This is a genomic window from uncultured Streptomyces sp., from assembly GCF_947488945.1.
In the GTDB taxonomy this organism is placed as follows: Bacteria; Actinomycetota; Actinomycetes; order Streptomycetales; family Streptomycetaceae; genus Streptomyces.
This window is the reverse complement of record NZ_CANLBS010000011.1, coordinates 22,882-35,337: the sequence shown is the minus strand read 5'-3', so window position 1 is coordinate 35,337 and position 12,456 is coordinate 22,882. Positions and strand designations below refer to the sequence as shown.

Genomic DNA, 12,456 nt, shown 5'->3' with positions numbered 1-12,456 from the left:
GAACGCGCGTGACCGGCCGGGAAACCGGTGCCCCCTCTTCCCTGAGCGTTCGCTCAGCGTTCTGATAGGAACGGACGGCACAGCACCACACCCCGCAGACGAACGGAGCCGGCCCCATGGGCGAGCACACCGCACCCACGTTCCCGCAGGAGATCGTCGACGAGTACGCCGCACTCGGCATCGACCTCGACGCGCAGTTCTCCGCCGGACACCTCGGCACCCGCATGGGCATCAAGATCACCGAGGCGTCCGCCGAACGGGTCGTCGGCACCATGCCCGTCGAGGGCAACACCCAGCCCTACGGTCTCCTGCACGGCGGCGCCTCCGCCGTTCTCGCCGAGACCCTCGGCTCCGTCGGCGCCATGCTGCACGGCGGCGCGGGCAAGATCGCCGTCGGCGTCGACCTCAACTGCACCCACCACCGGGGCGTGCGCAGCGGCCTGGTCACCGGCGTCGGCACCCCCGTCCACCGGGGCCGCACCACCACCACGTACGAGATCGTCGTCAGCGACGAGGCCGGCAAGCGCGTCTGCACCGCCCGGCTCACCTGCCTGCTGCGCGACGCCCCCGCCCCCTCGGCCGGCTGATCCCGGCACATCCGCGGACCGGCCCGCCGCTGCGGACCCCGCCCGACGCACCCGCACCACGGCCCGGCGCCACGCTCCGCAGCGTGGCGCCGGGCATTTTCATGTCCCCTACACTCACACCGGGTTGACCACGGATCTCGACAACTCACGGCCACGGACAGTGACTTGTGAGCACCACCGCGGCCGTACCAACCACGGACGGCAGCACACACCCGCCCGACGTAACACTGCGTAACATTCGCGCAATGCGCGGGACCCCGCAGGACCACCCGCACCCCCCACCGCCCCACCCCGGCGCGCACCCCCCTACCCCGCACGCCCCCCATCCACGCGTCAGCACCAAGATCAGTCCAAGCCCCTTAACAGAGCTGCGCGTTCTCATCATGCGAGAAAAACCGGCGAGCGGAAAAACGGTACATGTCCACACAGTGGACGCACAGTCTCCCCGACGGCATAACAAGACAGTCACATCCTGACCCACACCCGTCCCCCACCCCACCGCCTGCGCCTAGAGTCACCGCCAGTCACCGCGCCGCCGGGCGCGACTGCACCACGGCCCTGTACCGAGACCAGTACGGCCCGGCGAACGACACGGCACCTCGAGCGAGGAGGCCGCGCCAGGGAAAGGACCTTTCGTGCGACACCGTTCTTTGCTCATCCTCACCGCCATGCTCACCACCGGAGCACTCACCCTCACCGCATGCGGATCGCGCGACGACGACAGCAGCGGCGACAAGGGCAGCGACGCCAAGACCACCGTCGTCATCGGCGTCGACGCCCCGCTGACCGGCTCCCTCTCCGCACTCGGCCAGGGCATCAAGAATTCCGCGGACCTCGCGGCGAAGACCGCCAACAAGAACAACGAAGTCCCCGGCATCGAATTCAAGATCGAAGCCCTCGACGACCAGGCCGTCCCCGCCTCCGGACAGGCCAACGCCACCAAGCTCGTCGGCAACAAGGACGTCATCGGCGTCGTCGGCCCCCTCAACTCCGGCGTCTCCCAGTCGATGCAGGGCGTCTTCCAGAAGGCCGGACTCGCCCAGGTCTCCCCCGCCAACACCAACCCCGCCCTCAGCCAGGGCGACGACTGGGCCACCCCCGGCGCCGCCAAGCGCCCCTTCGACACCTACTTCCGCACCTGCGCCACCGACGTCGTCCAGGGCAAGTTCGCCGCCCAGTACCTCTTCAACGACGCCAAGAAGAAGAAGGTCTACGTCGTCGACGACAAGCAGACCTACGGCGCCGGCCTCGCCGCCATCTTCACCGCCGAGTTCAAGCGCCTCGGCGGCCAGATCGCCGGCACCGACCACGTCACGGTCAAGGAGACCGACTTCTCCAGCACCGCCGACAAGGTCAAGGCCTCCGGCGCCGACTCCGTCTACTTCGGCGGCCAGTACCCCGAGGGCGGCCTGCTCTCCGACCAGATCAAGAAGACCGGCGCCAAGATCCCCACCATGGGCGGCGACGGCATCTACGACCCGGCCTTCATCAGCGCCTCCGGCGAAGCCAACGACGGCGACCTCGCCACCTCCGTCGGCTACCCCGTCGAAGCCCTGCCGACCGCCAAGACCTTCATCGCGGACTACACCGCCGCCGGCTACAAGGACCCCTTCGCCGCCTACGGCGGGTACTCCTACGACGCCGCCTGGTCCCTCATCCAGGCCGTCAAGGCCGTCGCCGCCGCCAACGACGGCAAGCTCCCCGAAGACTCCCGCACCAAGATCACCGAAGCCATGTCCAAGGTCTCCTTCGACGGCGTGACCGGCAAGGTCGCCTTCGACGAGTTCGGTGACACCACCAACAAGCAGCTCACCGTCTACGAGGTCAAGACCGGCGCCTGGAAGGACGTCAAGAGCGCCACGTTCGAAGACTGACCCACCCGCACCACCCCCACAGACCCACAACCGCGCGGGGGCGCAACAGCGCCCCCGCGCGGCGTCATATCCGACAAGCTCATCGGAGGCACTGCGGTGAACGAACTGCCGCAACAGCTGGCCAACGGCCTCGCACTCGGAGCCCTGTATGGCCTCATAGCCATCGGGTACACCATGGTGTACGGCATCGTCCAGCTCATCAATTTCGCCCACGGCGAGATCTTCATGATCGGGGGCTTCGGCGCCCTCACCACCTACATCGCGCTCCCCAGCGGAACGACGCTCCTGGTGGCCATCCCACTCATGATCGTCGGCGGCGCCCTCGCCTCCGTCGCCGTAGCCACCGCCGCGGAACGCTTCGCCTACCGACCCCTGCGCAGCGCCCCCCGCCTCGCCCCCCTCATCACCGCGATCGGCCTCTCGATCGTCCTGCAACAACTCGTCTGGGGCTTCTACCCCGACGCCAAGAAACCCCGAAGCTTCCCCGAATTCCACGGCGAATCCTTCAAGATCTTCGACAACCTCTACCTCCAGCGGGCCGACGCCTTCGTCCTCGTCCTCGCCCCCCTCTGCATGCTCGCCCTCGGCCTCTTCGTCGCCAAGAGCCGCAGCGGCCGCGCCATGCAGGCCACCGCCCAAGACCCCGACACCGCCAAACTCATGGGCATCAACACCGACCGCATCATCGTGATGGCCTTCGCCATCGGAGCCGCGTTCGCCGCCGTCGCCGCCGTCGCCTACGGCCTCGACAAGGGCCAGATCAACTTCGAGATGGGCTTCATCCTCGGACTCAAGGCCTTCACCGCAGCCGTCCTCGGCGGCATCGGCAACATCTACGGAGCCATGGTCGGCGGCGTCGTCCTCGGCCTCGCCGAAGCCCTCTCCATCGCCTACATCGAAGAAATCCCCGGCATGCAGCAGCTCGGCGGCGGCGCCTGGGCCAACGTCTGGGCCTTCGTACTTCTCATCGTCGTCCTCCTCGTCAGGCCACAAGGCCTGCTCGGCGAGCGCGTCGCGGACAGGGCGTGAAAGCCATGACCACCAACACCACCACCAACACCCCCACCGCGGCCGGCACCGCCACCACCCGCCTGCGCGCACTCACCGCACTCGGCGGACTCGCCACCATCGCCACCACGTTCCTCTCCTGGACGTACACCGACGAATTCCCCGGCGACCTCACCGTCTACGGCTACCCCGGCGGCCTCCAACTCCTCACCCTCACCGCCGGCCTCCTCGTCGTCCTCTACGCCCTCGCCGCACTCGACACCCGCGGCCTGCGCTGGCTCGCCCCCACCGGAACCACCAAAGCCCTCCAACTCCTCGCCCTCGGCGCCTTCGGCACCACCTGGTTCACCGTCATCGCCATCGCCGTCGAACTCGGCGGAGTCGTCAACCTCGAACCCGGCGGCTACATCGCGGCCCTGGCCTCCGCCATCCCGCTCGTCGCCTTCCGCCTCCCCGACGACACCCACAAGGCGACCCGACCCAAGGAACTCCCTTCCTGGGCCGAAATCCTCATCATCGTCGCCGCCTTCGGCACCGGACTCTTCGTCGTCACCTACGGCATCGACACCGAATACGCCGAACTCTTCACCGGCTACCTCATCACCGCCGGATTCGCCGTCGGCGCCCTCTTCAAAGCCGGCGTCATGGCCCGCCTCTCCGGCCTCACCACCAAGTACCGCTCCATCGCGGTCGCCGCGGCCTTCGTCGCCGCAGCCGCCTTCCCCTTCACCCAGAGCACCGACCAGTACACCCTCATCGCGGTCAACATCCTCATCTTCGCGACCGTCGCACTCGGGCTGAACATCGTCGTCGGCCTCGCCGGACTCCTCGACCTCGGATACGTCGCCTTCCTCGGCGTCGGCGCCTACACCGCCGCCCTCGTCTCCGGCACCACCGCATCCGCCTTCGACATCCACTTCCCCTTCTGGGCAGCCGTCCTCACCGGCGCCGCCGTCTCCCTCATCTTCGGCGTACTCATCGGCGCACCCACCCTCCGCCTCCGCGGCGACTACCTCGCCATCGTCACCCTCGGCTTCGGCGAAATCTTCCGCATCACCGTCGGCAACCTCGACGGCGTCTCCGGACCCCAGATCACCAACGGCCCCAACGGCGTGCCCAACATCCCCGACCTCGTCCTCTTCGGATACGACTTCGGCGAATCCCACACCGTCCTCGGTATCGAACTCGGCGGCTACGCCAACTACTACCTGCTCATGCTGCTCGCGATGATCCTCGTGGTCCTCGTCTTCAGCCGCGCAGGCAGCTCCCGCATCGGCCGCGCCTGGGTCGCCATCCGCGAGGACGAAACCGCCGCCACCGCCATGGGCATCAACGGCTTCCGCGTCAAACTCATCGCCTTCGCCCTCGGCGCCACCCTCGCCGGCCTCGCCGGCACCGTCCAGGCACACGTCCAGTCCACCGTCGTCCCCGAGATGTACGTCTTCGCCGGACCCGTGCCCCCCAACTCCGCCTTCCTCCTCGCCGCCGTCATCCTCGGCGGCATGGGAACCATCAGCGGACCCCTCATCGGCGCCACCCTCCTCTACATGATCCCGGCCAAACTCCAGTTCCTCCAGGACTACCAACTCCTCGGATTCGGCCTCGCCCTCATCCTGCTGATGCGCTTCCGCCCCGAAGGCCTCATCGCCAACCGGCGCGCCCAGCTCGAATTCCACGAGACCGGCCAACTCGACACCCCCGGGGGCACCCTCCCCGACAACGGCGTCGGCACCGTGAAGGCGGGGGCCTGAACACCATGACCACCACCACCGAAACCACCACCACCGTCCTCGACGCCAGCGGCGTCACCATGCGCTTCGGCGGCCTCACCGCCGTACGCGACGTCGACCTCACGGTCAACGCGGGCGAGATCGTCGGACTCATCGGCCCCAACGGCGCCGGCAAGACCACCTTCTTCAACTGCCTCACCGGCCTCTACGTCCCCACCGAAGGCAAGGTCAGCTACAAGGGCACCGTCCTCCCGCCCAAGCCGCACCTCGTCACCCAGGCCGGCATCGCCCGCACCTTCCAGAACATCCGGCTCTTCGCCAACATGACCGTCCTGGAGAACGTCCTCGTCGGACGCCACACCAGGACCAAAGAAGGCCTCTGGTCCGCCCTCCTGCGCGGCCCCGGCTTCAAACGCGCCGAAGCCGCCTCCCACGCCCGAGCCATGGAACTCCTCGAGTTCATCGGCCTCCAGGACAAGGCCGACCACCTCGCCCGCAACCTCCCCTACGGAGACCAGCGCAAGCTGGAGATCGCGCGCGCACTCGCCAGCGACCCCGGACTCCTCCTCCTCGACGAGCCCACCGCCGGCATGAACCCGCAGGAAACCCGCGTCACCGAAGAACTCATCTTCGCCATCCGGGACATGGGCATCGCCGTCCTCGTCATCGAGCACGACATGCGCTTCATCTTCAACCTCTGCGACCGCGTCGCCTGCCTCGTCCAGGGCGAAAAACTCGTCGAAGGCACCCCCGACGTCGTCCAGAGCGACGAACGCGTCGTCGCCGCCTACCTCGGCACCCCGTTCGAAGCCGCACCCGACAACACCGCGGCGGACACGACCGGCACGACCGGTGCGCCGGACGCGACCGACACGGCGGGCACGACCGACACCACCACCGGGACGCCCACCGACCCGGCACCACGCACCACCGGCACCACCAGCACCACCCGCCCGGAAGGGGAAGCCCAGTGACCGCACTGCTGGAAGTCGAAGACCTCCGCGTCGCCTACGGCAAGATCGAAGCCGTCAAGGGAATCTCCTTCACCGTCGAAGCCGGCCAGGTCGTCACCCTCATCGGCACCAACGGCGCCGGCAAGACCACCACCCTGCGCACCCTCTCCGGCCTCCTCAAGCCCTCCGGCGGCCGCATCCTCTTCGACGGGAAACCCCTCGCCGGCGTCCCCGCCCACAAGATCGTGGCACTCGGCCTCGCCCACTCCCCCGAAGGCCGCCACATCTTCCCCCGCCTCTCCATCGCGGAGAACCTCCAACTCGGCGCATTCCTCCGCACCGACAAGGCAGGCATCGAGAAGGACGTCCAGCGCGCCTACGACCTCTTCCCCATCCTCGGGGAACGCAGGAAGCAAGCCGCCGGAACCCTCTCCGGCGGCGAACAGCAGATGCTCGCCATGGGCCGCGCCCTCATGTCGCAGCCCAAGCTGCTCATGCTCGACGAACCCTCCATGGGACTCTCGCCGATCATGATGCAGAAGATCATGGAGACCATCGTCGAACTCAAGGCGTCCGGCACCACGATCCTGCTGGTCGAACAGAACGCCCAGGCCGCCCTCTCCCTCGCGGACCAGGGCCACGTCATGGAGGTCGGCAAGATCGTCCTCTCCGGCACCGGCGCGGACCTCCTGCACGACGAGTCCGTCCGCAAGGCCTACCTCGGCGAGGACTGACCCCCTGCGCCACCCACGCGAACGGGCCCGCCCGGGAGGTCTCTCCCGGGCGGGCCCGTCCACGTACCGCGCGCGCCGCCTACTCCGCGGCCTTCTTCTTCTCCTCGGCGTCCGCGATCAACGCCTCCGCGAGCTGCTGCATCGACATCCTGCGGTCCATCGACGTCTTCTGGATCCAGCGGAACGCCGCAGGCTCCGACAGCCCGTAGTCCGTCTGCAGGATGCTCTTCGCCCGGTCCACCAGCTTGCGCGTCTCCAGCCGCTGGGACAGGTCCGCGATCTCGCTCTCCAGCGCCTTCAGCTCCGCGAACCGGGACACCGCCATCTCGATCGCGGGCACCACGTCGCTCTTGCTGAACGGCTTCACCAGGTACGCCATCGCACCGGCGTCACGAGCCCGCTCCACCAGGTCGCGCTGCGAGAACGCGGTGAGCATCAGGACGGGCGCGATGGACTCCTCGGCGATCTTCTCCGCCGCGGAGATGCCGTCGAGCACCGGCATCTTCACGTCGAGGATGACCAGGTCCGGCTTGTGCTCCCGGGCCAGCTCCACGGCCTGCTGACCGTCCCCGGCCTCACCGACGACGGCGTAGCCCTCCTCCTCCAGCATCTCCTTGAGATCGAGGCGGATGAGCGCCTCGTCCTCGGCGATGACGACGCGGGTCGTCAGCGGCGGGACGTGCGACTTGTCGTCGTCGGCGGTAACGGGCTCGGGCGACTCGGGCGTGGTCACGGGGCTCCTCGGTAAGGACAGGCGTGCTGCTGCCAAGAGCCTACCTAGCTGCGACGGCCCGGGGGCAACCGGTACACTGCTGCCGAGCGACCTCGCCGGGTTGGTGGAATGGCATACACGGATGTCTCAAACACATCTGCCCGAAAGGGCTTGCGGGTTCGAGTCCCGCACTCGGCACTGAGAAGGACTTAAGCGGATTTCCACGTTCTCGTGGATTTCCGCTTTTTTGCTTCCAGATAGCACGACCGTCACGCACGGTAGCTGTATGAGCTTTCACGGTAGCGAGGTCCGTCAGAAGGCCCTGGACCTCATGAGTTCCGGCACGAGCGCTGCCGAGGCGGCTCGGCGCCTGAACGTGCCCCGCGGCACCGTCTCCTATTGGCTGCATAAAGAACGGGCCAGACTCGGTACGTGTCCCGGCCGTCATAAACACGCATGCCCCCGCTGCGACGCCGCCCCGCTGGATACGGCTGCCTACGCCTATCTGCTCGGCCTCTATCTGGGCGACGGCCACGTGAGCGTGTACGCGGGACACAGAGTCCCTAGCCTCACGATCACGCTCGATGACGCCTGGCCGGGCATTCAGGACGAGGCCGAGACGGCGATGCGCGCCGTGTTCCCCGCCAACGCCACGTGCCGGATCCGCAAGACCGGATGCCACAACATCAAGGTCTACTCCAAGTACCTGATCTGCCTCTTTCCCCAGCACGGCCCGGGAAGGAAGCACGAACGACGGATCGCCCTGGATCCCTGGCAGCAAGAGATCGTGGACGAGTATCCGTGGGGTTTCGTCCGCGGACTCATTCATTCCGACGGTTGCCGGATCACGAACTGGACCACTCGGCTCGTGGGCGGAGAACGAAAACGATACGAGTATCCCCGCTATGTGTTCGCCAACAAGTCCGACGACATCCGCGGCCTCTTCGGTGCGACCCTCACGGCCGTCGGCGTGGAGTGGACCACGCTGGCCAGAGGCAGCGATCCCTTCAACATCTCCGTAGCCCGACGGGCGTCCGTCGCTCTCATGGACGCGCACGTCGGGCCGAAGTACTGACGACCGGGGCCTACTTGGGGCTGTCGTCCTCGCCCACGTGATGCACCCGGACCAGGTTGGTGGAGCCCGCGATGCCGGGGGGTGAGCCGGCGGTGATGACGATGACGTCGCCCTTGCGGCAGCGGCCGATCCGCAGCAGCTCCTCGTCGACCTGGGCGACCATGGCGTCGGTGGACTCGACGTGGGGGCCGAGGAAGCTTTCGACGCCCCAGGTGAGGTTGAGCTGGGCGCGGGTGGCTTCGTCGGGGGTGAAGGCGAGGAGGGGGATGGGCGAGCGGTAGCGGGAGAGGCGTTTGGCGGTGTCGCCGCTCTGGGTGAAGGCGACGAGGAATTTCGCGCCGAGGAAGTCGCCCATCTCGGCGGCGGCGCGGGCGACGGCGCCGCCCTGGGTGCGTGGTTTGTTGCGGTCGGTGAGCGGGGGGAGGCCCTTGGCGAGGATGTCCTCCTCGGCGGCTTCGACGATGCGGCCCATGGTGCGGACGGTTTCGACGGGGTATGTGCCGACGCTGGTCTCGCCGGAGAGCATGACGGCGTCGGTGCCGTCGATGATGGCGTTGGCGACGTCGGAGGCTTCGGCGCGGGTGGGGCGGGAGTTGTCGATCATCGATTCGAGCATCTGGGTGGCGACGATGACCGGTTTGGCGTTGCGCTTGGCGAGTTTGACGGCTCGCTTCTGGACGATGGGGACTTGTTCGAGGGGCATTTCCACGCCGAGGTCGCCACGGGCGACCATGATGCCGTCGAAGGCCGCGACGATGTCCTCGATGTTGTCGACCGCCTGGGGTTTTTCGATCTTGGCGATGACGGGGAGGGTGCGGCCCTGCTCCTTCATGATGGCGTGGACGTCGTCGATGTCGCGTCCGCTGCGGACGAAGGAGAGGGCGACGATGTCGGCGCCGATGTCGAGGGCCCAGCGGAGGTCTTCGACGTCTTTGTCGGAGAGGGCGGGGACGGAGACGGCGACTCCGGGGAGGTTGAGGCCCTTGTGGTCGGAGACCATGCCGCCTTCGACGACGGTGGTGCGGACGCGGGGGCCGTCGACGGCGGTGACTTCGAGGGTGACGCGGCCGTCGTCGACGAGGATGCGTTCGCCGGGGGTGACGTCGGCGGCGAGGCCGTCGTAGGTGGTGCCGCAGATGGTGCGGTCGCCTTCGAGGGGTTCGACGGTGATGGTGAAGTCGTCGCCGCGTTCAAGGAGTACGGGGCCTTCGTGGAATCGCCCGAGGCGGATCTTCGGGCCTTGAAGGTCGGCGAGGATGCCGACGCTGCGGCCGGTTTCCTGAGCGGCGCGGCGGACGTGGTGGTAGCGCTGTTCGTGTTCGGGGTAGGTGCCGTGGCTGAGGTTGAAGCGGGCGATGTCCATGCCGGCTTCGACCAGGGCTTTGATCTGGTCGTACGTGTCGGTGGCTGGTCCCAGGGTGCATACGATTTTCGCTCGGCGCATGTTTCGAGCCTAGACCTTACCTACGAGTAGGTATTTCTGTCGGGGTGACTCCTCAACCACCTTTGGATGAAGGGTTGTTGATGACTGTTGAAGTGGGCGGGGCGTTGCTCCGATGAGCGTTTTTCCGCTTCTTCGCGGGGGTTGTTCGAGGGGTTTTCGGGGCGGTCGGGGGTGGGCGGGGGTGGTTTTCCGAACGTGCGTGGGTGGTTGCGTGCTGCGTTCGCCCTGGCTGCCGTCTTCGTGCGGTCATCGAAATGAAACCTGTGCGGGGTGTTGTCGGTGGTCGGGCTGCGCCAGAATCTACGCGCGTCATAGCTACGCGCGTCACGTGCGCGGGGCGGTCGTGGGCCCGGTGGGGTCGTGGCCGCGGGCGGGCGTCGTCCGACTGATCGAGGAGTCAAGAATGCCGTTGAACCGCAGGACTTTTCTGGGCCGTTCGGCCGCCGCGGGTGCGGGTGTGGCGATGGCGGGCGGCGTCGTCGCCGGGCAGGCGGGGGCCGCGGAGCGCGGGGGTCACGGGAGTGGTCACGGGGGTGGTCGTGCGAAGCGGTACTCGTTCACCGTGATGGGGACGACGGACCTGCACGGGAACGTCTTCAACTGGGACTACTTCACGGACAAGGAGTACGACGACTCGGCGCACAACGACATCGGTCTGGCGAAGATCTCGACGCTGGTGAACGAGATCCGGGAGGATCGCGGGCGCGGGAACACGTTGTTGATCGACGCGGGTGACACGATCCAGGGCACGCAGTTGTCGTACTACTACGCGAAGGTCGATCCGATCACGGCGCGGCGTGGTCCGGTGCATCCGATGGCGCAGGCGATGAACGCGATCGGTTATGACGCGGCGGCGTTGGGGAACCACGAGTTCAACTACGGGATTCCGGTGTTGCGGAAGTTCGAGGAGCAGTGTGATTTTCCGCTGCTGGGGGCGAACGCGCTGGACGCGAAGTCGTTGCGGCCGGCGTTCGCGCCGTACGTGATCAAGCGGTTGCGGACGCCGTTCGGACGGGATGTGCGGGTGGCGGTGCTGGGTCTGACGAATCCGGGGATCGCGATCTGGGACAAGGCGAACGTGAGCGGGAAGATGGTGTTCCCGGGGCTTGAGGAGCAGGCGGCGAAGTGGGTGCCGAAGCTGCGGTCGATGGGTGCGGACGTGGTGGTGGTGTCGGCGCATTCGGGTTCGTCGGGGACGTCGTCGTACGGGGACCAGTTGCCGTACGTGGAGAACGCGGCGGGTCTGGTGGCGGAGCAGGTGCCGGGGATCGACGCGATTCTGGTGGGGCACGCGCACGCGGAGATTCCGGAGTACTTCGTGACGAACGCGGAGACGGGTCGGCGGGTGGTGTTGTCGGAGCCGGCGAAGTGGGGGCAGCGGTTGACGTTGTTCGACTTCGATGTGGTGTGGGAGAGGGGGCGTTGGGCGGTCGAGAAGGTGGGTGCCCGGGTGCTGAACTCCAATGCGGCGGTGGAGGACCGGAAGGTCGTGCGGTTGTTGGAGGACGAGCACGCGAAGGTGGTGGCGTACGTGAATCAGGTGATCGGTACGTCGGTGGCGGCGATGTCGACGGTGGACGCGCCGTGGAAGGACGAGCCGCTCATCGATCTGATCAATCATGTGCAGGCGGAGACGGTGCGGGCGGCGCTGGCGGGCGGGGAGTTCTCGGGGTTGCCGGTGTTGTCGCAGGCGTCGTGTTTCTCGCGGACGGCGGCGATTCCGGCGGGCGAGGTGACGATCAAGGACGCGGCGGGGCTGTATCCGTTCGAGAACACGTTGGAGGCGCGGGTGATCACGGGTGCGCAGTTGAAGGATTATCTGGAGTATTCGGCGAAGTACTACGTGCGGACGGCGGCGGGGGTGCCGGTGGACACGTCGAAGCTGACGAACGCGGAGGGTACGCCGGATTACAACTACGACGCGGTGTCGGGTGTGACGTACGACGTGGACGTGGCGCAGCCGGTGGGTTCGCGGATCGTGGGGTTGTCGTTCGAGGGGGCGGCGGTGGATCCGGCGGCGCGGTTCGTGTTGGCGGTGAACAACTACCGGGCGAGTGGTGGGGGGAATTTCCCGCATGTGCCGGGTGCGGAGCAGGTGTGGGCGAATTCGGACGAGATCCGGAACACGATCATTCAGTGGGTGCGGGCGAGGGGTTCGGTGGATCCGGCGGAGTTCGCTTCGGTGGGGTGGCGTCTGACGCGTGAGGGTGTGCCGGTGTTCTAGGCGTCGGGCGTCCGCCGCGAGGCGTTCGTTTCGCGCAGGGGGCGCTGCGCGTAGGGGGCGCTGCGCGTTTCGTGTGGGGCATGGGTGGGGCGGTCGCTCCGGTCTTCGGGCCGGG

General features: G+C 67.5%; 10 protein-coding genes and 1 tRNA gene. 9 read left to right on the top strand and 2 right to left on the bottom strand.

What is annotated here, in order from left to right; genetic code table 11:
- The first annotated feature begins 116 nt into the window (after window positions 1-116).
- The 6 genes from Q0994_RS18835 to Q0994_RS18810 all read left to right on the top strand — a co-directional run bounded on the left by Q0994_RS18835 (window position 117) and on the right by Q0994_RS18810 (window position 6,886).
- A complete protein-coding gene (locus Q0994_RS18835) occupies window positions 117-587 on the top strand; it encodes a PaaI family thioesterase (protein WP_299536295.1) in 471 nt (156 codons plus the stop codon).
- 635 nt (window positions 588-1,222) lie between these two features.
- Window positions 1,223-2,461, top strand: a complete 1,239-nt coding sequence (locus Q0994_RS18830; protein ID WP_299536293.1) for a branched-chain amino acid ABC transporter substrate-binding protein — start codon at window positions 1,223-1,225, stop codon at window positions 2,459-2,461.
- Window positions 2,462-2,557: 96 nt separating this feature from the next.
- Window positions 2,558-3,490: a branched-chain amino acid ABC transporter permease gene (locus Q0994_RS18825; RefSeq protein ID WP_299536291.1), complete on the top strand. Its 933-nt coding sequence runs from the start codon at window positions 2,558-2,560 to the stop codon at window positions 3,488-3,490.
- 5 nt (window positions 3,491-3,495) lie between these two features.
- Window positions 3,496-5,220, top strand: coding sequence for a branched-chain amino acid ABC transporter permease (locus Q0994_RS18820; protein WP_299536289.1), 1,725 nt, complete (start codon window positions 3,496-3,498; stop codon window positions 5,218-5,220).
- A gap of 5 nt (window positions 5,221-5,225) precedes the next feature.
- Window positions 5,226-6,173 carry an ABC transporter ATP-binding protein gene (locus Q0994_RS18815; protein ID WP_299536287.1) on the top strand — a complete coding sequence of 316 codons (948 nt, stop codon included), beginning with the start codon at window positions 5,226-5,228 and terminating at the stop codon, window positions 6,171-6,173.
- On the top strand, window positions 6,170-6,886 hold the full coding sequence (locus Q0994_RS18810) for an ABC transporter ATP-binding protein (protein WP_299536285.1): 717 nt from the start codon (window positions 6,170-6,172) through the stop codon (window positions 6,884-6,886). Before Q0994_RS18815 ends, Q0994_RS18810 begins: the two co-directional genes overlap by 4 nt.
- 79 nt (window positions 6,887-6,965) lie before the next feature.
- On the opposite strand, the gene Q0994_RS18805 is transcribed toward Q0994_RS18810, so the two are convergent.
- On the bottom strand, window positions 6,966-7,619 hold the full coding sequence (locus Q0994_RS18805; RefSeq protein ID WP_299536283.1) for an ANTAR domain-containing response regulator: 654 nt from the start codon (window positions 7,617-7,619) through the stop codon (window positions 6,966-6,968).
- A 94-nt stretch (window positions 7,620-7,713) separates the two neighbouring features.
- Here Q0994_RS18805 and Q0994_RS18800 point away from each other — a divergent pair.
- Window positions 7,714-7,796: transfer RNA gene (locus tag Q0994_RS18800), tRNA-Leu, on the top strand.
- Window positions 7,797-7,884: 88 nt separating this feature from the next.
- Window positions 7,885-8,673 carry a helix-turn-helix domain-containing protein gene (locus Q0994_RS18795; protein ID WP_299536282.1) on the top strand — a complete coding sequence of 263 codons (789 nt, stop codon included), beginning with the start codon at window positions 7,885-7,887 and terminating at the stop codon, window positions 8,671-8,673.
- A 10-nt stretch (window positions 8,674-8,683) separates the two neighbouring features.
- Here the strand turns inward: Q0994_RS18795 and pyk are convergent, their stop codons facing one another.
- Window positions 8,684-10,117, bottom strand: a complete 1,434-nt coding sequence (pyk, locus tag Q0994_RS18790; protein WP_299536280.1) for a pyruvate kinase — start codon at window positions 10,115-10,117, stop codon at window positions 8,684-8,686.
- A 403-nt stretch (window positions 10,118-10,520) separates the two neighbouring features.
- On the opposite strand from pyk, the gene Q0994_RS18785 reads away from it, so the two are divergent.
- Window positions 10,521-12,341, top strand: a complete 1,821-nt coding sequence (locus Q0994_RS18785; RefSeq protein ID WP_299536273.1) for a bifunctional UDP-sugar hydrolase/5'-nucleotidase — start codon at window positions 10,521-10,523, stop codon at window positions 12,339-12,341.
- Window positions 12,342-12,456 lie beyond the last annotated feature (115 nt).

What these genes read in the sequence shown, in the direction of transcription:
- Q0994_RS18835 (WP_299536295.1), top strand. Translation starts at nt 117, where the DNA reads ATGGGCGAGCACACCGCACCCACGTTCCCGCAGGAGATCGTCGACGAG.
- Q0994_RS18820 (WP_299536289.1), top strand. Translation starts at nt 3,496, where the DNA reads ATGACCACCAACACCACCACCAACACCCCCACCGCGGCCGGCACCGCC.
- Q0994_RS18815 (WP_299536287.1), top strand. Translation starts at nt 5,226, where the DNA reads ATGACCACCACCACCGAAACCACCACCACCGTCCTCGACGCCAGCGGC.
- Q0994_RS18795 (WP_299536282.1), top strand. Translation starts at nt 7,885, where the DNA reads ATGAGCTTTCACGGTAGCGAGGTCCGTCAGAAGGCCCTGGACCTCATG.
- pyk (WP_299536280.1), bottom strand. Translation starts at nt 10,117, where the DNA reads ATGCGCCGAGCGAAAATCGTATGCACCCTGGGACCAGCCACCGACACG.
- Q0994_RS18785 (WP_299536273.1), top strand. Translation starts at nt 10,521, where the DNA reads ATGCCGTTGAACCGCAGGACTTTTCTGGGCCGTTCGGCCGCCGCGGGT.